A 19082-nucleotide genomic window follows, 5' to 3' on the forward strand; every position below is an offset into this window, starting at 1 on the left:
CCGAAACTCAACGCGCCGCGTCGGCCTGCTGGTCGGCGTCGATGAGGGTTTGGAGAAAGGCGACGATGTCGTCGATCTCGGGATCGGTCAGCGCCGGTCTGTCGCCGGGCTTTTTGCCGAAGGGCGGGTCCTGGTTGAGGTTGGGCCAGTAAGCTTTGGGCAGATCGTCGTTCTTGCGAACCGTGCCGTCGGTGGCCTTTGGATACCAGCGGCCGGGATCGATATCGCGGCTCGCATAGAAGGCGACAGCGTCGCGCAGCGAGTGGAAATATCCATTGTGGAAGAAGCTCTTGCGCAGCGCGACGTTGCGCAGCGTCGGCGTGCGGAACAGGCCGCAATACGCGGCCCGGCCCTTGAGGTCGGTGCGCAGCGGGCCGCACAGGCCGAGATCGAAATAATTCGGATCGGCATTGGCGGGAAGCGCCGGATTGCGCGGCACGCCGATGCCGAGGAAACCATAATCGGTGAACTGCGGCGGCTCGCCGTCATTGGCCGGCTCGCTGAGGTGGCAGCTGGCGCAATTGCCCTTGGCTTCATCCTCGAACAAAGCGCGCCCGCGCAATTCCTGCGCCGACAGTGTCGCTTTGCCGGCGAGGAAGTCGTCGTAGCGGCTGGAATAGGGATAGAAATCGGCGGCACTCTGCTCGAACGTCCCGAGCGCTTCGGCAGCGGCGTCGAAAGCATCGTCCGGATGGTCGAATACCTGGTCGCCGAAAACCGCTTTGAAATCGTCGGCATAGGCGGCCTTGCGCAGTGCGGCAGCGACATCGCCGGCATTTTTGTTGGCCATCTCGAAGGGCGACAACAGCGGGATCTTCGCCTGGTCCTGCCCGCGATCGACGCGGCCGTCCCAGGTCAGGCCGCCGGTCGCACCATTGTCGACGCTCTCATCGCCTTCGTCGTCGGAATCGTAAAAATGCTCGGTGAAGGCAGGCGTCGCCTGGAGGTAGCGCAGCGACGGCACGGCGCGCAGTCCCGGCTGGTCCATCTTGGGCCCGCCCATCTCGACTGGGGTGGCCGAGGCCGGACCAAAGGCATGCTTCGGATCATGGCAGGAAGAGCAGGATTGCAGCCCCGAGGCCGACAGCGACGGATCGAAGAACAGCTTGCGGCCAAGCGCGGTCAGGGCCGTCGCCCTGGCAAAGGCTTGCGCGCGCGACAGCGGCCCGGGATGCATGCCATCCGGCTCGGCCGTGGCTCCCGGCGCGATCACGGCGAGGCCAACCACCGATGCCGCGACGATCGCGATCACCTGGCCTTTCCATCGTCCAGCAGTCATGTGGCTCAGTCCGATTTTCGTTGCGGAAATAAGGAAGCACTGCAACGGCTTGATGACCGGTCCCCGCGCTCACGCAACCGTGTTCGCAAAGGTCGAGACTGTCACAAAGGTGACAAGGCATCGAAGTACCTGCATGCCTATGGTTCGTCGCCCCCCCGGCCATGCACTGCCCCTCTAGCCACCACCCAGCCATGAGGTATTTCCATGTCGAGGCTCAAGCTCTTCAATTCGCTTTATCTGGCCGGCTCAGCGCTGGCTTCCTTCACGACCATCGCCGGCGCCGCTCCCGCCGGCTACGACAAGATCGATACTGTCGTCGTCATCTATGCCGAAAACCGCAGCTTCGATAATCTTTATGGCGGCTTCCCTGGCGCCAATGGCCTGTCCAACGTGTCGGCCGACCAGGTGCGCCAGCTCGACCGCGACGGCAAGCCGCTGGCCGAATTGCCGCCGGCCTGGGGCGGCCTGACCGGCAAGGGTGTCACCCCGCCGGTGACCGAAGCGCAGACCGCGCATCTGGCCAATGCGTGCTTCGCCATCGACGATCCGAATGGCTTCAATCTGAAGACATCGGTCATCACCCGCGACCTCTGGCATCGCTTCTATCAGGAGCAGATGCAGATCAATGGCGGCCGCAACGACAAGTTCGTCGCCTGGGCCGATTCGGGCAGCGTCGTCATGGGCCATTATGACGGCTCCGTCCTGCCGATGTGGGCGGTGGCGAAGAAATACGTGCTGGCCGACAATTTCTTCCAGGGCGCCTTCGGCGGCTCCTTCCTCAACCATTTCCAGATCGCCTGCGCTTGCGTGCCGGTCTATCCCCATGCCGACACCAGCCCGATCAAGGATCAGATCGCGGTTGTTGACGCCGATGGCAAGACGCTGAAGGTCGCCGACAACTCGCCGCCCTCGGCGCTCGGCGGCGCGCCGAAATTCGTCAATGACGGCGCCATCACGCCTGATTTCTACGCGGTTAATACCATGCAGCCACCCTATCAGCCGAGCGCCAACAAGCCGGCCGCAGGCGGCGACAAGGCGCTGGCCGATCCGGCGGCGCCGACCACGCTGCCGCCACAGCACGAGATCACCATCGGCGATCTCTTGTCGCTGCGGGGCATCGCCTGGGCCTGGTACTCCGGCGCCTGGCAGGCCGCGCTCGACGGCAAGAATGCGACGCCGGTGCCGAACTTCCAGTTCCATCACCAGCCCTACAATTACTTCGCCGCCTATGCGCCCGGCACGGCTGCCCGCGCCGAGCACCTGAAGGACGGCGGCCTCGACGGCGTGGCGTTCATCAAGGACATTGACGACGGCAAGCTGCCTGCGGTGAGCTTCTACAAGCCGCAGGGCAATCTCAACGAGCATGGTGGCTATGCCGATGTCGGCAGCGGCGACCAGCATCTCGCCGCCATCGTTTCGCATCTGGAGAAAAGCCCGCAATGGGGCCACATGCTGGTCGTCGTCACCTATGACGAAAACGGCGGCTTCTGGGATCACGTCGCGCCGCCGAAGGCGGATCGCTGGGGGCCGGGCAACCGCATCCCGGCCTTCATCATCTCGCCCTATGCCAAAGCGGGTACCGTCGATCACACGCAATACGATACGACGTCGATCCTGCGCTTCATCACCGCGCGCTACGATTTGCCGGTGCTGCCCGGTATCGTCGCTCGCGACAAGGCGCTGCGCAACAACGACCAGCCGCCGATGGGCGATCTGAGCGCAGCACTTAATCTCAGCCGCTAGACCGATCCGGACGTACTCGTTCTCTCACACGGTCCAGAAATAACGGACCGTGTGAAAGAACACCGGGGCGGCGAAGACCAGGCTGTCGGCGCGGTCCATCATGCCGCCATGGCCTTCGATCAGATGGCCCCAGTCCTTGACGCCCTGGTCGCGCTTGATGGCCGATGCGACCAGCCCGCCGAGAAAACCCATCAGGCAGGCGATGAAGGCGACGCCTGCTGCCTGTAGCGGCGAAAACGGTGTCAGGAACGACAGCAGTGCGCCGAGCAGGCTCGACGCCGCCAGTCCGCCGACCAGCCCTTCCCAGGTTTTTGATGGCGAGACGGAGGGCGACAGAAGGTGTTTTCCGAACAGCTTGCCGAAAATATATTGCAGCACGTCGCTGCCTTGCACGGTGATGATCAAGAAGGCGATCAGCAACAGGTTGCGGCCTTCGAAGCCGGGCACGTTGAGCGTCAGCAGCGCCGGCACATGGCTGACGAAATAGACCGAGATCATGATCGCCCATTGCTGCGCCGAAACGCGCTCGAGGAAGCGCTCGGTGTCGCCATTGAGCGCTGTGATCGCCGGCATCAAAAGGAAGCAGTAGACCGGGATGAAAATAGTGAAGAGCCCGTACCAGGCGGTCCACACCAGCCAGTACTGGAACGGGATGATGATGCCGAACATGCCCAGCAGCACCCAGTGGTCGCTGCGCCGGCTGTGCGTCAGCGTCACGAATTCGCGCAGCGCCGCAAACGAGATCAGCGCAAACAGGATGGTCATGCCGGTGCGGCCGGAAAAGAAGGCAACCGTGATCGCCACCACCATCACCCACCAGGCGTTGATGCGCTGGTTGAGGTTGGTGAGCCCCGACGACAGTGGCTTGGGCGCCCGCCACGACAGGATGCCGGCGACGAGGCTCGCAGTCGACAGCACGCCGACCAGGCCGATTACCAGGATCATGGTTTCATGCATCGGCGGCAGCGAAAGTGGCATCAGTCGTCTCGATCCGGGCGGGGGTTGAGCGCAAGCAGCGTCTGGCGGGCGCGCTCGAGAAAGGCGCGGCGCTCTTCGCCGGGCGCAATCGTCACCGCCGGGCCGAAGACGACGCGGCACAGAAGCGGCACCGGCAGGAACTGGCCCTTGGGCAGCACGCGCGACATGTTCTCGATCCAGCACGGGATCAGCTCGACCTCGGGCCGCGCCATCGACAGATTGTAGAGGCCGGAGCGGAACGGCAGCAATTCCGCATCGGTGGTGTTGCGGGTGCCCTCGGGAAACAGGATCAGCGAATGGCCGTCGTCGAGCACCGACAGCATGATCGAAATCGGGTTCTGCGTCTCGTCGGTCCATTGCCGGTGGATGAGCACGGAGGACAGCATGTCCTCGGCAATAAAGCGCCGCAGCCGCGACTTGCCCCAATATTCGGCCGCCGCCACGGCATGGGTGCGGGCGCGCACCTTTTCGCTGAGGCAGGCCGACAAAAGGATGAAGTCGCCATGGCTGGCATGGTTGGCGAAATAGATGCGCTGCCGCTCCGACGGCTGGCTGCCATTCCAGATCGGCCGTACGCCGGTCACCACCCAAGCCAGCGCCGACAGGCCGACCGAGGTCACTGTCTGCAGCAAGGTGAAGGTGTTGGCGCGAATATGAAGCTTTGTCATCGACGGGCTCAAAGGAATGCCGCGACGAACGAGGCCAACGCAAACAGGGCGAAGGCGATTCGCTGCTCCACCAGCAGGTGGCGCGTGCCTGTGATGCGCTGGTCGAGCGTGCGGCCGCCGGCAGCGGTTGGTTTCAGCCGCATGCGCGCCAGCAAATCGTCGACTGCGGCACCCCCGCCGGCCTCGCTGGCGTGACTGGCCATCAGCCGAAACAGCAGCGCGTCGAAGGCAAGCAAGGCGGAGAGGGCGAGGGTGGCTACGGCACTCGCCGCGGCAACCAGCCACGCGACCGCTACCGGTGTCGTCTGCGGCGCGGCCACGAGGCCAATAATCGGCGCCGCCATCAAGGCGGCCACCACCAGCAGGATCGGCCATGCCGCCTGCAGCATCAGCCCGGCGGCGAACGCCTCGGCTTTGTCGTGATACGTCTCGCCACTCATGCCGGCTTGTCCACCCCGCTGTGAAGATGCACCGGACGGCCGGATGCCGCGAGCTTTTTTCGCGCCTGCGCCTGTGTGTGCGAGCGGCCGGACACAACCAGCCAGTCGGCGACGACGGCAGCACTGCGCTGGAAGCCGAGCGCGCAGCAGACCAGCACCGTGCCGCGCCTGCGCGCCAGCTCGATCGACGCCACCGCCTGCTCCAGCCTATCCCTGGGCGGCGCGACCAGGTCGAGCATGGCAACGCTGATCCAGCGGCTGGTCGCGCCGCGCGGCCGTTCCAGTTCGCCGGCAAGGTCGATCACCGTGCTGAAGCCGTTGGCTTCAGTGGGGGTCGGAAAGCGGCCGAGGAAGACACCGTCGGCGACCGCCACCTGTGGCTCAAGCTTGCGCGTCCATATCCACACATTGACCCTGGCGCCAAGCCGGTAGGGCCACAGCAAAATGCGGCTGGCCAGCGAGACGGTGCCATCGGCCGCTTTCTGGAAGACGCGCGGGCCGGCCCCGGCATAGGCGAAGGCGACAATGGCCAGCGCCAGCGCCGGCCACAACAGGATCAGCGCGATCGGGGAGACGAACGCGCCGGCAGCGGCGGCGGCCAGCGCAAGGGCTGCACCAAGGCCATAGAACCGCGCCAGCCGCCGCGCCTTGGGGTCGGTGGTCAGCTTGAAACCGGCAAAGGGCAGGTCGCCATGGGCCGGAAACAGCCACAGCGCGAAAAAGCCGAGCAGCGCGCCGGTCGGGATGTCGATGAAATGATGCTGCCATGTCGTCAGCACCGAGGCGCCGATCAGAAAACACCAGACGTGCCAGACGGGTTTGAAAACGCCGCCCAGACGAAGTCGCCCCAGAGCCTGGCGCCAGTGATACCAGATGATCACCAGCAACGCGATGTGCAGCGACGGTGCCTGGTTGAACGGCTTGTCGAAGCCGCCGAGCACCGCGAACAGGAAGCCCGGCAGGCCCGTGGTCGCTGGCCGCACGAAGGTCGCCGCCAGCGGAAACAGGATGAAGCAAGTAACGGCCACGACTTGCGCGGTGAGATAGCGGCCGGCGAGGCGGTTTACGCCGCTCTTCGTGTCGTTGAGCAGCAGCGACAGGCCGTAGAACAGATTGATCGACCAGTAGGGCACGATCGTCCAGGCCATGAATGGGATGGCATGTTCCCAGCCAAAGACGATGTTGCCGACATGGTCGCGCTGCGACGCCAGCCAGTTGGCGAAGCCATAGGTCGAATAGAACAGCGGCGTCAGCAATGCCAGCCAAAGTGCCGCCCTGAGCACGATGCCAAAAAAGGGTTCTCGCGCCGGGGCAGGGGCGGGATCGGAGACGGGCACGGCCATGGTTCTCAGACGCGCCGCGCGACCGAAACGGTGAAGATGCCCCATTGGTCGATGCGCTGGTCGATCTTCTCGAAGCCTGCCGCCGAAACCATTTGGTCCATCTCGCCTTGTGTGCGCCGCCGCATCACCCAGGCCTGGCCGCCGCGATGCGAGGTCAGGCTGCGCGCGATCATCTCGAGCTGCGGATGCCAGGGCTGGTTGGTGTAGATGAGCAGGCTGCCGGGCTGCATGGCGCTGGCCAGTCCACCCAGCGAACGGGCGATCAGCGCGTTGTCGGCAAAGAGTTCGTAGAGGCCGGAGACGATGGCGAGGTCCGGCGCCGGGTCGAGGCCCGAAAGCATGGCGGCATCGAAGGCGTCGGCCTGCCGGAAGGTAACGTTTTGCGGCAGCTGGCGTGCGGCGATCAGCTTGCGGCCGAGCCCGACATTGAGCTCGGAGTAATCCTGCAGCCGCACGCTGTCAGGCTGTTCAGCACTGGCTGCGACAGCGTCGAGCACGTAGCGGCCATGGCCGGCGGCGATATCGACGATGTTTAGCTTCCGGCCAGCGGCCTTCAGCGAGGCARCTGCGCTACCGATCAGCTCTTCCAGATGCAGCTTGCGCTGGCGGATGCCTCGCCAGCCGATGGCGTCGAGGAAGGTGCGGTCGATCATGCGGCCGATCGGGCTGATGCCACGCGCTTCGTTCTCATAGACATAGTCGAGCGTCGAGCCGGAATCGAAGCCGGTGGCGATCCCCGTCTTCATGCCCGTGGACAGCCAGGCGCCCATGCGGATCGAGGCGCGGCTCATCGCCCAGTAGAGGCCCTTTGGCGACAAAAGCGGCAGCGGCGAAGCCAGCTTGTCGGACTCGTCGCGTGTGTAGCCGGCGCGGTCGGCGCCGGTCAGGTCGATCTTCTTTTCCGGTGCGGCGAACTGCCTTTCGAGGAACGGGCGGATCAGGTCGAGCGCCTGTTTGCGGTCGCGCTCCCCCAGCGTGTCGTGGAAGAAGCCGGGCAGCACATGCCGCTCCTTGGCCGGGCTCGCCAGATTGACGAAGAACTCGTGCTGCGGTCCGTGCCGCACCACCCAGTCGCTGCCCGAGATCAAGAGCTGCGTCGGCACGGTGATGGCGCGGGCATCGGCAACGATGCGGGCGGCATGAGCATAGAGCTCGACCAGCAGGTTGGAGGCGATCGGCCGCGTGATCAGCGGATCGGCGTCGAAGGAGGCGATGCGCTCGGCATCATGCGTCAGGAACTTGGCCTTGACGTATGAATTGACGAAGAAGCGGCCCTTCAGCTTCTGCCATAGCGCAATGCCCTCCTTGGCGGAGGGCACGTAGAGCTTCACCGAAAAAGCCGGCGAGGCCACCACCAGCGCGCGGATGTCAGGCGCATAGTCATGCACCCAGGCGGCGGCCAGTACCGCGCCGAAGGATTGCGCGATCAGTGCGATGTCGCGCTGGCCAAAGCCGTCCCTGCCGATTTCGCGCACCAGACAATCGATGTCGCGCACCAGGGCGGCAAAGGACGGCGCATAGCCGCGCTCGCCGGCCGAGCGGCCATTGCCGCGCGCGTCCCAGGCGTAAAAGGCGTGGTCGGGCATGGCCAGTTCGTCGACCAGATGCGCCATCCGCCCGCCATGCTCGTGGCCGCGATGGAACAACAGGATGGCGCCCTTGGCCGTTTTACCGATCGCCGGCCAGTAGCGGTAGAAGATCTCGGTGCCGTCATGGGTCTTGAATGTCCGCTCCTGCGCCACCCGCTCGAGGTTTTTCGGTGCGGCGGCGATATCCTGTTCGTGGATCATGTCTTCCCTCTGGCGGCTGGGTCTCTGACTTGTCATCAGTTGCCGCCCGCTCTAAGGCCGCTGCGTATCCGGTTGATGGCGGTTATCAGCGACAGTGTAGCCATGGCTGGAAACACAAACGGCACGATCGCCTCGACCCACAGGCCGCAGGCGAGGAGAAAAGCGATGACGCCGAGCGCCAGCGCCCGGTCGCTCTTGCCGAACGGCCCGGCATAGTTGCGCCCGCTGCCGGCGGCGACGCCGAGCACGCCGGCATATTCCGCGATGACCGCGGCAATGGCGAAGGCGACCACGCCCCAGACCGGGAAGAGCGTGGCAAAGGCCAGGATCAGCGCCAGGTCGGAGACGACGTCGCAGAGTTCGTTGAGATACATGCCGAGTTTTGAGGCCTGCCCATGCTCCCGTGCCAGCATCCCGTCGATGGCGTTCAGCGCCATGCGGGCAAACAGCACCACCGGCATCAAAAGGAAGATCGCGCGATGCTCGGCAAAGGCAGCGACCACAAGGCCGGTGGCGATAGAGAGCGCGGCGGCGAGCAGCGTGATCTGGTTGGCGGTGACGCCGGCTTTGGCCAGCCCATCGGCCAGCGGCCGCAGCTTGGCCTGGAAGGCCGGTTTCAGAGCATAAAGCGTCGGCATGTGCGATCCCCCAACCGCGGCTCATGACAGTGTCAGCGAGATTGGTCAATCGGCGCGCGCGGTGCAAGGGCGCGCGCTAGTATCTGCACAGCTGCCGCACTCGAAAGTCACGAGCATCGATGCGGTGGCAGCAGCCGAAGCGCTCGGCTATGCAGGATATGTGTGCCGCACGTCGCTCCCGGAAATGAGGACTTTACAAATATTCGTATTTGTGTGAAGTAGAAACCACCGAAGGGTCAACCATGACAACCAACCGTTTTGCCACCCGCCTGAATTCCTTTGCCTCGCGGCCGCAGGCCGAGTGGCCTGATCTCACAGGCAAGCCGTCGCTCATGCAGATGGCCACCCGCGCGGCCAAGGTCGACGGGCTCACCGACCTCGATCTCAACTTTCCCGACCATGTCGCTGAAAAGCCTGCTGAAATCGCGCGAAAACTTGGCGATCTCGGGCTTTCCATCAATGGCTTTGCCATGCGCTACTACTCCAATCCGGCCTTCAAACTCGGCGCCTTCACCAATCCGGACCCGGCGGTCCGTCGCGAAGCCATCGACCTGACCAAGGCCGGCATCGATGCGGTGCGGGCGGCCGGCGCCAGTCTGATGACACTCTGGCTCGGCCAGGATGGCTTCGATTATGCGTTCCAGGCCGACTATGCGACGCTCTGGCAACACGAAATCGACGGGATTCGTGAAGTTGCCGCGCATGATCCCGATTGCCAGATCAGCCTGGAGTACAAGCCCAACGAGCCGCGCTCCTACAGCCTGATGCCGGATGCGGCGACGACCTTGCTGGCGATCCGCGATGTCGGCCTGCCCAATCTCGGCGTCACCCTGGATTTCGCGCATGTGCTCTATGCCGATGAACAGCCGGCCTTTGCCGCCGCGCTGATCGCCCGCCACAGCAAGCTTTTGGGCGTGCATCTCAACGACGGCTACGCCAAGCGCGACGATGGCCTGATGGTCGGCGCCGTGCACACGCTGCAGACCATCGAACTGCTGCGCCAGATCCGCCGCGACGGTTATGCCGGCGCCATCTACTTCGACACTTTCCCAGACATGACCGGTCTCGATCCGGTGCGCGAATGCGAAGTCAACATCGCCACCGTCAACCGCATGCTGCGCGTCGTCGACCGGCTGGAGAAGGACAACCGGCTGTCCGCTGCCATGGACAGCCAGGACGCCGTCACGTCGCAGGCCATCGTCCAGGAAGCCATGCTCGGACCGGACACGCCACGAGATACCTGAAGCGCCCGGCGTCGCCATACGCCGTTTCACTAGGGAGGAATGACCATGAAACTTCTGCTTGCCACTGCCGCCGCTGCCCTGATGGTCCTGTCCATCGGCTCGGCCTTCTCGGCCGATCTCGCGCCGCTGAATTCCGACACCGAGAAGGACCGCATCGACTGGTCGCAACTGGAAGCCAAGTTCGGCGCGTTCCCCAAATTGCCTGACGGCACCAAGGCGGGCGCTGTCTCCAAGACGCTGACCAACGAATACTGGCGCTCGCTGGGTGAGGGCTACAAGTCCTTCGGCGACCGCGTCGGCGTGCCCGTCGTCTACCAGGCGGCGCAGAGCGAGGGCGACCAGCTCGGACAGCTGACCATCGCCGAAGGCCTGGTCACGCAGGGCTACAATGTGCTGCTCGTCTCGCCGCAGACCGACTCCAATCTGCAGCCGATCATCGAACAGGCCAAGGCTGCCAATGTGCCGGTGGTCAATGTCAATGACGCGGTCATCCCGCAGGCCGAGCACTATGTCGGCAACGTCCAGCGCGACAATGGCGTGCGCGTCGCCAAATGGTTCATCAAGAACCGGCCGGTTGGCGGCAAGGTCGCCATCGTCGAAGGCCAGGCCGGCGTCTATGCAGCGGTCCAGCGCACCGACGGCTTCAAGACCACGATCACCGAGGCCGGCAAGTTCGAGGTCGTCGCCAGCGTTCCCGGCAACTGGGACCGCCAGACCTCCTACGACGCGGCCACCAACATCCTGCAGCAGCATCCCGACCTAATCGGCTTCTACGCCAACAATGACGGCATGGCGCTGGGCATCGTCGAGGCGGTCAAGGCCGCCGGCCTGCAGGACAAGGTCGCCGTCTTCGGCACCGACGGCATTTCGGACGCCTATGCCTCGATCCGCGCCGGCGAACTGACCGGCACGGTCGATAGCTTCCCGGTGCTGACCGGCGAAGTGGCGCTGGAATCGGCGCTGCGACTGGTGGCCGGGCAGAAGCTGCCGCGCGTCGTCGCCACCCCGCAGGCGCTGATCACCAAGGACAATGCCGACCGCTATTCCGGCGCCGGCGACGCTGTGCGCAAGGCGCTGCTCGAGGACGCTGCGGCGGGCCAGTAGCACAAGGACAGGGCGGGCGCCGGCCGATATCGGCCGGCATCCTTGCCCGGAGAAAACCCAATGACACCCCGGCTGCAATTCGCGGGCATTTCCAAGCTGTTTCCGGCTGTGCGGGCGCTCGACGATGTGTCCTTCTCGGTCGGCGCCGGTGAAATCCATGGCCTGCTCGGCGAGAACGGCGCCGGCAAGTCGACGCTGCTGCGCATCCTGTCGGGGGTCTACCGGCCGACTGGGGGAAGCGTGCTGATCGACGGCCAACCAGTGACGCTGAACAACCCGGTCGCGGCGCGCGCCGCCGGCGTCGCCATGATCCACCAGGAATTGCAGCAGGTGCCGCGGCTCAGCGTCGCCCAGAACATGTTTCTCGGCCATCCGCTGACGCGTGGCGGTGTCTTCGTCGACCGGCGCGAGCAGGAGCGGCGCGCCGCTGAGGCCCTCGCGGCAATAGACCCATCCATCGATCCGGCGGCCCCGCTCGGCAGCCTGAAAGTGGCGCAGCGGCAGATCGTCGAGATCGCCCGCGCTCTCCTCGACCGCGCGAAAATCGTCGCCATGGACGAGCCGACTTCCAGCCTGACGCCGAGCGAATTCGACCGCCTCGCCGAAGTCATTGCCTGGCTCGCCCACGACGGTGTTGCGGTTGTCTATGTCTCGCACAAGCTGGACGAGGTGTTCGGCATCTGCCAGCGCGCCACAATCATGCGCGACGGCGTCGTCGTTGATTCTGTCGATCTGGCAAAAGTGTCGGAAAAAGCCGTTGTCGCCATGATGGTCGGCCGCGAACTGGCGCAGGAACAGCACCGCTCGCACAAATCCAATGATGTCCGGATGCGCGTGCGCGGCATTGCCTCGGCAACAAAAGTCCGCGACGTCTCCTTCGACCTGCATCGCGGCGAGGTGTTGGGCATTGCCGGCCTGGTCGGCTCCGGTCGCACCGAACTGCTGCGGCTGCTCGCCGGCGCGGATCGCGCCTCGACCGGCACCGTCGAAATCGACGGCAAGGCGATAAGACTTTCTAGTCCACGCGACGCCATTGCCGCCGGCATCGGCCTGGTGCCGGAGGAGCGCAAGCGCGAAGGCATCGTGCCGCTGCGCTCGATTTCCAGCAACATGGCGCTGGCATCGATGGGCGTGTTCGCGCCGCGCGGCGTCATCGATCACACCAGGCTGAAGCAGGTCGCGAGCGAGAAGATGAAGCGCGTCAACCTGCGCCCGTTCCTGCTCGACCGGCCGATCCGCCTGTTCAGCGGCGGCAACCAGCAAAAGGCGATTATCGGCCGCTGGCTGGCGGCGGGCACGCGCATCCTTTTGTTCGACGAGCCTACGCGTGGCATCGATGTCGGCGCCAAGGCCGAGATCTATCACCTGATCGAGGAGCTCGCCGCCGAGGGCCATTGCGTCATCGTCGTCTCCTCCGAGCTGCCCGAGGTGATCCGGCTCGCCGACCGCGTGCTGGTCATGCGCGACGGCACGGTCGCCGCCGAACTTGGCCGCGAAAACCTCAGCGAACAGGCGATCGCGGCGCACGCCATCCCGCAAACGACAATGCAGGCCGGCAAGACCGGGCAGCAGGCAAGGCAACAGATGACGGACATTTCGGAAAACACAGCAGCGCGGCCTATGGCGAATTTCCTGCACCGCTTCTCGATGCGCGACGCCGGCACGCTGATCGGCCTGGTCGTCATCCTTGCCGTCTTCGGCGCGCTGGTGCCCGGCTTCTTCGCCGAGCGCAATCTGATCAACATCTTGCAGCAGTCGAGCATCAATGCCTGCCTGGCGCTGGGCATGACGCTGGTCATCATCTCCGGCGGAATCGACCTCTCCGTTGGGCCGACGGCAGCGCTATCGGCGGTCATCTCGGCCTCGATGCTGGTTGCCGGCGTGCCGTTTCCGCTGGCCATCGCCGCCGGCTTCGCCATCGGCCTTGCCTGCGGCCTGCTCAATGGCGTGCTCGTTGCCTATGTCGGGCTGCAGCCCTTCATCGTCACATTGGGCACGCTCAGCACCTACCGCGCGCTGGCGCTGATCTACACCGGCGGCAATCCGGTGCTGGGACTGCCCGCCGATTTTCGCGCCATCTTCAACGGCTCGCTGTTCGGGCTGCCGCTGTCGGTTATCATTGTCGCCTTCGTCGCGCTGGTTGCCTGGATCATCCTCAAGAAGACGCCGTTCGGCGAATATCTGCTCGCCGTCGGCGGCAATGAGGAGGCCGCCTATATCGCCGGCGTGCCGATCGCCCGCACCAAGATCGCCGCCTACATGATCTCGGGCGTGCTGGCAGCACTTGCCGCGCAGATCCTGATGGGCCGGCTGGGTGCGGCCGAACCCATTCTCGGCAATCTGTGGGAGCTCGACGCCATCGCCGCGGCGGCCATAGGCGGCGCCTCGCTGATGGGCGGCAAGGGCAGCGTCATCGGCACCATTCTGGGCGCCGTCATCCTCGGCACCATGCGCAACGGGCTGACGCTGATGAATGTCCAGTCCTTCTATCAGCTGCTTGCAACAGGCCTTATAATCCTCGCCGCGATGCTTATCGATCGCGTGACGAGGGGACGTGGATGACGTTGAGCAATCTAGATCTGAAAGCGGTGGGGCCGCGCATCCGCATGATGATGCCGCATCTCACGCCGCTCGAGGCCAAGGTGGTGGAAACCGTTTTTGGCCGGCGCGGGTTCGACGAGACCATTCCGCTCAAGCAGATCGCCGAGGAGGCCGGCGTGTCGGAGGCAATGGTGGTCAAGATCGCCAAGAAACTCGGCTTCTCCGGCTATCGCGACTTTCGCACCGCTGTCTATGAATACAGCCGCCTGCCGACCGCCGAAATGCATCAGGAATTGTCGGTCGACGACAGTTCGGCCGAGATCGTGCAAAAAGTGTTCCGCACCTCCATCCAGGCGCTGGAGGAAACGCTCGCCATTCTCGACATGGACGATTTCGACCGCGCCGCCGATCTGCTCTACCGCGCCAGGAACCGCGATTTCTACGGCGTCGGCGGCTCGGCGCAGATCGCGCGCGACGTCTCGCACAAATTCCTGCGCATCGGCATCCGCGCCTCGGTCTATGACGATTCGCACATGATGCTGATGTCGGCCTCGCTGCTCGGCGCCGACGACATCGCCGTCGGTTTCTCGCATTCCGGCAACACCTCAGCCGTCGTCGACGCCATCCATCTCGCCCGCAAGAGCGGCGCCCGCACGCTGGCCATCACCAATTACGACAACTCGCCACTGGCCCAGATTGCCGACATCGTGCTGTGCTCGACCGCGCAGGGCTCGCCGCTGATGGGCGAGAACGCGGCGGCGCGCATCGCCCAGCTCAACATCCTCGACGCGCTGTTCGTGGCGGTGGCACAGCGCGACTATCAGGCGGCGGAGCGAAATCTCGGCCGCACCATGTCTGCGGTCACCTCGAAACGAAAAGACCGGGGCACATGACGGTTCCGCTGGTCACCGTGTTCGGCAGCCTGCATTACGACATCATGGTCGACGCGCCCGACCGCCCGCGCAAGGGCGAGACGGTAACCGGCCATGCCTGGCAGCCGAAATGCGGCGGCAAGGGCGGCAACCAGGCGGTGTCAGCGGCGCGGGCCGGCGTGCGCGCGGCGATGATCGGCGCCGTCGGCGACGACGATTTCGGCTCGGCGCTGCTCGCCAATCTCGATCGCAGCAGCGTCGACCGCCGCTTCGTGCGGGTGGCAGCAGGCGCCGGTTCCGGCATGAGCGTGGCGATCTTCGACAGCGATGGCGACTATGGCGCGGTGATCGTCTCCGGCAGCAATCTCGCTCTGGGCGATGATGACATCGCGGCTGCGGGCGAGGTGGTTGCGCAGACGGCTGTGCTGTTGCTGCAGAACGAGGTGCCGGAAGCCGCCAACGTCGCTGCCGCGCGCGCCGTGAAGGCCTCTGGAGGCCGCGTCGTGCTCAACGCAGCACCGGCGCGAACACTGTCGGCCGAATTGATCGCGCTGACCGACATCGTCGTCGTCAACGCCATCGAGGCGGAATTTTTGGCCGGCGTTCCGGTCGTCGACACGCTCGAAGGCGCCACCGAAGCCGCGCGGCGGCTTGTCGATGCCTACCCCTCGGCGATCGTCACTGCCGGCGGCGAGGGGGTCGCCTATTGCGACCGGGCGGGCACGGCCTTCGCGCTGGCCGCCATCCCGGTGAAAGTCGTCAGCACCCATGGCGCCGGCGACGAATTCGTCGGCGCCTTCGCGGCCGAGCTTGCCCGTGGCCATCAGATGGAAGCAGCAATCGCCGCCGCCAACGCCGCAGCCGCCTTGCTGGTGGCGACGCCGGAAGGGGAGCGCGGCGCGCTTTGAGCGACACCACCCCGGGCTTCGGCCCTAGCCTCGGGACTTGCCGCGCGTCTGACCATGCGTCGTGACGCGGTCGATGTCGGAACGACTGATGCCGATATCCTTGAGCATGAAGTCGGGCATCGCCTCCAGGTAACGGCGGCTTTGCCGTGTGCGCCAACCGCGTCCGACGGCGGTCAGCATGGTTCTGAGCGTGATGGTCATGGTTTCTCCATTGGGAATGCAGCAAGCCGGTTGGGCCGGCCTGCCGCAGAAAGATCGTGCTCAATCAAAGCGATAGAGCCGGATCCTGAATCAGCCTTCGATGGCTCAGCCCCTGGCGTGCGCCGTCTCCGGCCCGATGAACGCAGCGATCTTGGTGATCTTGTTGGCGGGGAAGCCGCCCTCGCGGGCATGCCGCTCGACGGTGTCGGCGCTGTCGGCTTCGTGGACGCAGTAGATCTTGTCGCCGGCGACATAGCTCGTCACCCAGGTGTAGGGCTCGCCCAGTCCGGCCACGACTTCGTTGGACTTCGCCGAAATATCCCTGAGCTCGGCCGGGCTGAGCTTGTCTGCGCCCGGGATCTCGCGCTCGATGATGAATGTTGGCATGTGCCGATCTCCATTGTTACGGTGACGTTTGTTGCGTTGACGCTGCCTTGGAACCGGCCGCCGTTGGACCCCGCGTGCCGGCTTGTGAAAAAACGGCACGGGGCCGTCACACGCTTGGTCACACGGGCGACGGGCAGGGCAGTTGCTGTCGAATGGTGGGAACTCGATGGGCAGAAAAATCAGGCTTCTCGGCGAACCTGCGATCTTCGATGCCGATGGACAAAGCCAGCCGGTGCGCGGCCATCAGGCCTGGGCGCTGCTTGCCCGCGTGGTGCTGGCGCGCGCCCCGCTCGACCGCCGCAGCCTGGCCTCGGAACTGTTTCCAGAAACCGTCGATCCGCTGGGCTCGCTGCGCTGGTGTCTGGCCTCATTGCGCAAGGCGCTCAACGCTTCGGAATGCCTGAACGGCGATCCGGTCGAATGCAATTTCGCCGGGGATATCGAGGTCGATGTGCTGCGGCTCGACCGCGACGATTTCGACGTCGAGCTTGCAGGCCCGCTGCTCGGTGCGCTGGAGCCGCGCTGCAGCCCGGAATTCTCGACCTGGCTGCTGGTCGAGCGCCAGCGCATTGCCGGCATTGTCGAGGCCCGGATCAGGCAGGAAACCATCCGGGCGATGGCGGTCGAGGATTATGAGCGCGCCGTCAGGCTGGCCGGGCTTGGTGTGCGGCGCAGCCCCTATGATGAGGGCCTGCATATTCTTCTGGTCAAAAGCCTGGCGCTGGCCGGGCGCTACCCCGCGGCGCTCGAGCAGGTTGAAGCAACGGAGGCGGTGTTCCTGGCCGAGCTTGGCGAAAAGCCTTCGGCCGCGTTGCGCAGTGCTGCGCGGCGCACCATCGCCTCCAAGCCGGGTGGCATTTCACCGGAAGCCTTCGTCAAGTCGCTCATGCAGTCCGGGCTCGCGGCGCTTGCCGCGGGTGCGGCCGACGCCGGCATCGACTGCTTGCGCCGCGCCGTCCGCGACGCCGGGAAGATCAACAACCCGCATCTCAGCGCCACAGCCACTTTCGAGCTCGGCACCGCGCTGGTGCACTCGGTCAGGGGGTATGACGATGAGGGCTCGATCCTGCTCAGCCAGAGCACCGAACTGGCACGCAAGGCCGGCAGCGCCGGCATCGCTTCGGCGGCCTTTCGGGAACTCGGCTATGTCGAGGCGCTGGCCGGGCGCCGGCCGACGGCGGCCGCCTACCTGGCGCAAGCGGAGTGCCTGGCCGAGGACAGCGACGCGTTGGCCGGTATCCATGGCGTCATCGGCTTCAACCTGGTCGACTGGGGTCGGCTCGAAGGTGGCATGGACCACTATGCCGTCTCGCTGGAGCATGCCCGCTCGGCCGGCAATCGCCGCCGCGAAATCTGGTCGCTGGGCCTGGGCGGCTGGGGCCTGCTTGCCGCCGACCGGCTGGAGGAAGCCGACAGCTGGCTGGGCGATTGCCTGGCACTGGTCGACGAGCAGCGCTGGATTTCATTCCGGCCATGGCCCGTCGCGGTGCTGAGCGAATCCCGCATCCGCCAGCAGGCGCCCGCGCGGGAACTCAGGCCCAGGCTGGAAGAGGCCTTCGCGCTGAGCTGCCAGATGAACGACCCGTGTTGGGAAGGGGCGGTGGCGCGCGCGCTGGCGCTGACTTATGCCGCCGAGGATGCACTGCCGCAAGCGATGGAGTGGCTAGGCGAGGCCGGCCGGCGCTGCGCGCGCGACACCGATGTCTATGCCGCGCTGCAGGTGGAAATCCTGGCCAGCCAGGCTGAGATCAGCCTCAAGCAGGGCCAGCCAGAAGTCGCCGACGCCTTCGGCCGCGAATGGCTGGCGCTGGCCGCCCGCACACACAGGGACACTCATGTGGCGCGCGCGGCGGCGTTTATTGGTGGGCAGGTGTAGGGGTGGGCTTGAACCCACTCTTGCCACCTCCAAACCCGCGCCGTATGTCATCCCTCGATGAGCGAAATCGAGTTCCGTCGCGCGCAAGCGTCAGACCTGCCGGCGATCGTTGCCATGCTTGCCGATGATGCGCTCGGCGCCGGTCGGGAAGACCCGTCCGTGCCGCTCGCGCCTTCTTATCTTCATGCCTTCAGCGCCATCGATGCCGATGCCAACCAGCTGCTGATCGTGGCGGTCGAAGCCGGGCAAGTGGTCGGCACATTGCAGCTCACCTTTCTAGCAGGCATTTCCAGGAAGGGCGCCTGGCGAGGCCAGATCGAAGCGGTTCGCGTCGCGCGACAATTACGGTCGCGTGGCGTCGGCAAGCTGATGATCGAATGGGCGATTGAACAGTGCCGCGCGCGCGGCTGCAGCTTCGTTCAGCTGACCACCGACAAGGGGCGCGTGCAGGCGCACGCTTTCTACGGGCGCCTCGGTTTCACCGCCAGCCATCTCGGTTACAAAATGGCGTTGTCGGTCGATCCTTGACGAGCCGGCTGGCCTCAGTCTGCCTCGTCGGAGGCTTTGCCGCACTCGGCCAGCACCTTGCCTATGGCGGCGGATGAGCCCGCGAGCGGAAAGCTGTTCTCGCCATATTTGTCCGAGGTGACCGTGAGTTCGCCCTTGGCGCGCAACAAGGCGAGCAGCGGGTCGGTGCTTTCCAGCTGCACGGTGAAGTAATTGTACATCGCCTCGAGATCGAGCTTCTTGGTCACGGCCTTGTCGCCGGCCTTGAACACGAACGAGCCACTGATGCCGGGCTCCAGCTGCTGGCCGGCGGCGCCCAGATCATAGCTCAGCACCGGCTTGTCGAAACAGGCCAGCATCAGATGCGCATCGGCTTTCGGCCCGCCGCAGACAGACGCGGTCAGCACACTGCCGCCCTCGTCTTCTTCCATTTTTGCGGTCCAGGTGCAGGACGCCGCAAATGCCGGCTGCGCCGCTTGCAGTGCGGCCACGACGGCCACGATGACTTTTGCTGATCTGCCTCTCATGATCTCCCCTCCCGCGCCATCGCGGCATCCACAGTG

At 65.2% G+C, this 19082-nt stretch carries 18 protein-coding genes and 1 pseudogene; 9 read left to right on the forward strand and 10 right to left on the reverse strand.

Translation table 11 applies throughout. The features are described 5' to 3' along the window. Positions 1 to 7 precede the first annotated feature (7 nt). Complete coding sequence (locus tag AC1DVW_RS02790) at positions 8 to 1279, reverse strand: cytochrome-c peroxidase (protein WP_477320985.1); 1272 nt, start codon at positions 1277 to 1279, stop codon at positions 8 to 10. A 204-nt stretch (positions 1280 to 1483) separates the two neighbouring features. On the opposite strand from AC1DVW_RS02790, the gene AC1DVW_RS02795 reads away from it, so the two are divergent. Next, positions 1484 to 3022, forward strand: a complete 1539-nt coding sequence (locus tag AC1DVW_RS02795; RefSeq protein WP_477320986.1) for an acid phosphatase — start codon at positions 1484 to 1486, stop codon at positions 3020 to 3022. 24 nt (positions 3023 to 3046) lie between these two features. Here AC1DVW_RS02795 and AC1DVW_RS02800 read toward each other — a convergent pair whose 3' ends face one another. From AC1DVW_RS02800 to AC1DVW_RS02825, 6 genes are read right to left on the reverse strand one after another with little or no spacing between them, the layout of a single operon-like run. After that, positions 3047 to 3979 (reverse strand): phosphatidate cytidylyltransferase, encoded by a 933-nt coding sequence (locus AC1DVW_RS02800; protein WP_477321577.1) that lies wholly within the window; start codon positions 3977 to 3979, stop codon positions 3047 to 3049. 20 nt (positions 3980 to 3999) lie between these two features. Continuing rightward, positions 4000 to 4668, reverse strand: a complete 669-nt coding sequence (locus tag AC1DVW_RS02805) for a lysophospholipid acyltransferase family protein (RefSeq protein ID WP_477242159.1) — start codon at positions 4666 to 4668, stop codon at positions 4000 to 4002. 8 nt (positions 4669 to 4676) lie between these two features. Next, positions 4677 to 5108: a hypothetical protein gene (locus AC1DVW_RS02810; protein ID WP_477242161.1), complete on the reverse strand. Its 432-nt coding sequence runs from the start codon at positions 5106 to 5108 to the stop codon at positions 4677 to 4679. Next, entirely contained in the window at positions 5105 to 6451 is a 1347-nt protein-coding gene (locus AC1DVW_RS02815; protein ID WP_477320987.1) for a phosphatase PAP2/dual specificity phosphatase family protein, read from the reverse strand. The genes AC1DVW_RS02810 and AC1DVW_RS02815 overlap by 4 nt, the downstream gene beginning before the upstream one ends. 5 nt (positions 6452 to 6456) lie before the next feature. Continuing rightward, positions 6457 to 8241, reverse strand: coding sequence for a bifunctional alpha/beta hydrolase/class I SAM-dependent methyltransferase (locus AC1DVW_RS02820; protein ID WP_477321579.1), 1785 nt, complete (start codon positions 8239 to 8241; stop codon positions 6457 to 6459). A gap of 35 nt (positions 8242 to 8276) precedes the next feature. Further along, positions 8277 to 8879 (reverse strand): CDP-alcohol phosphatidyltransferase family protein, encoded by a 603-nt coding sequence (locus AC1DVW_RS02825; RefSeq protein ID WP_477320988.1) that lies wholly within the window; start codon positions 8877 to 8879, stop codon positions 8277 to 8279. Between the two features lie 242 nt (positions 8880 to 9121). Between AC1DVW_RS02825 and AC1DVW_RS02830 the strand changes: the two genes are divergently transcribed. From AC1DVW_RS02830 to AC1DVW_RS02855, 6 genes and pseudogenes are all read left to right on the forward strand, one after another. Continuing rightward, positions 9122 to 10123: a TIM barrel protein gene (locus AC1DVW_RS02830; RefSeq protein WP_477320989.1), complete on the forward strand. Its 1002-nt coding sequence runs from the start codon at positions 9122 to 9124 to the stop codon at positions 10121 to 10123. Between the two features lie 45 nt (positions 10124 to 10168). Continuing rightward, positions 10169 to 11227 carry a sugar ABC transporter substrate-binding protein gene (locus AC1DVW_RS02835; protein WP_477320990.1) on the forward strand — a complete coding sequence of 353 codons (1059 nt, stop codon included), beginning with the start codon at positions 10169 to 10171 and terminating at the stop codon, positions 11225 to 11227. A 60-nt stretch (positions 11228 to 11287) separates the two neighbouring features. Further along, a pseudogene (locus AC1DVW_RS02840) lies at positions 11288 to 12784 on the forward strand (sugar ABC transporter ATP-binding protein); the annotation flags it as partial. A 27-nt stretch (positions 12785 to 12811) separates the two neighbouring features. Then, positions 12812 to 13789: an ABC transporter permease gene (locus AC1DVW_RS02845; protein WP_477242173.1), complete on the forward strand. Its 978-nt coding sequence runs from the start codon at positions 12812 to 12814 to the stop codon at positions 13787 to 13789. Beyond that, the gene (locus AC1DVW_RS02850; protein ID WP_477320991.1) at positions 13786 to 14661 is read left to right on the forward strand and encodes a MurR/RpiR family transcriptional regulator; all 876 of its coding nucleotides are present in this window, start codon (positions 13786 to 13788) and stop codon (positions 14659 to 14661) included. The genes AC1DVW_RS02845 and AC1DVW_RS02850 overlap by 4 nt, the downstream gene beginning before the upstream one ends. Continuing rightward, positions 14658 to 15548, forward strand: a complete 891-nt coding sequence (locus AC1DVW_RS02855; protein WP_477320993.1) for a ribokinase — start codon at positions 14658 to 14660, stop codon at positions 15546 to 15548. The genes AC1DVW_RS02850 and AC1DVW_RS02855 overlap by 4 nt, the downstream gene beginning before the upstream one ends. 24 nt (positions 15549 to 15572) lie before the next feature. Here AC1DVW_RS02855 and AC1DVW_RS02860 read toward each other — a convergent pair whose 3' ends face one another. Further along, positions 15573 to 15749, reverse strand: a complete 177-nt coding sequence (locus AC1DVW_RS02860) for a DUF1127 domain-containing protein (RefSeq protein ID WP_477320995.1) — start codon at positions 15747 to 15749, stop codon at positions 15573 to 15575. 105 nt (positions 15750 to 15854) lie between these two features. Then, the gene (locus AC1DVW_RS02865; protein ID WP_477242181.1) at positions 15855 to 16136 is read right to left on the reverse strand and encodes a DUF4242 domain-containing protein; all 282 of its coding nucleotides are present in this window, start codon (positions 16134 to 16136) and stop codon (positions 15855 to 15857) included. Positions 16137 to 16302: 166 nt separating this feature from the next. Between AC1DVW_RS02865 and AC1DVW_RS02870 the strand changes: the two genes are divergently transcribed. Then, positions 16303 to 18012: a BTAD domain-containing putative transcriptional regulator gene (locus AC1DVW_RS02870; RefSeq protein WP_477320997.1), complete on the forward strand. Its 1710-nt coding sequence runs from the start codon at positions 16303 to 16305 to the stop codon at positions 18010 to 18012. A gap of 57 nt (positions 18013 to 18069) precedes the next feature. Continuing rightward, positions 18070 to 18540, forward strand: coding sequence for a GNAT family N-acetyltransferase (locus AC1DVW_RS02875; protein ID WP_477320999.1), 471 nt, complete (start codon positions 18070 to 18072; stop codon positions 18538 to 18540). A 14-nt stretch (positions 18541 to 18554) separates the two neighbouring features. Here the strand turns inward: AC1DVW_RS02875 and AC1DVW_RS02880 are convergent, their stop codons facing one another. Then, the gene (locus AC1DVW_RS02880; protein ID WP_477321001.1) at positions 18555 to 19046 is read right to left on the reverse strand and encodes a hypothetical protein; all 492 of its coding nucleotides are present in this window, start codon (positions 19044 to 19046) and stop codon (positions 18555 to 18557) included. Positions 19047 to 19082: the final 36 nt, after the last annotated feature.

The sequence above is a fragment of the Mesorhizobium sp. P3_B5 genome (assembly GCF_056402815.1).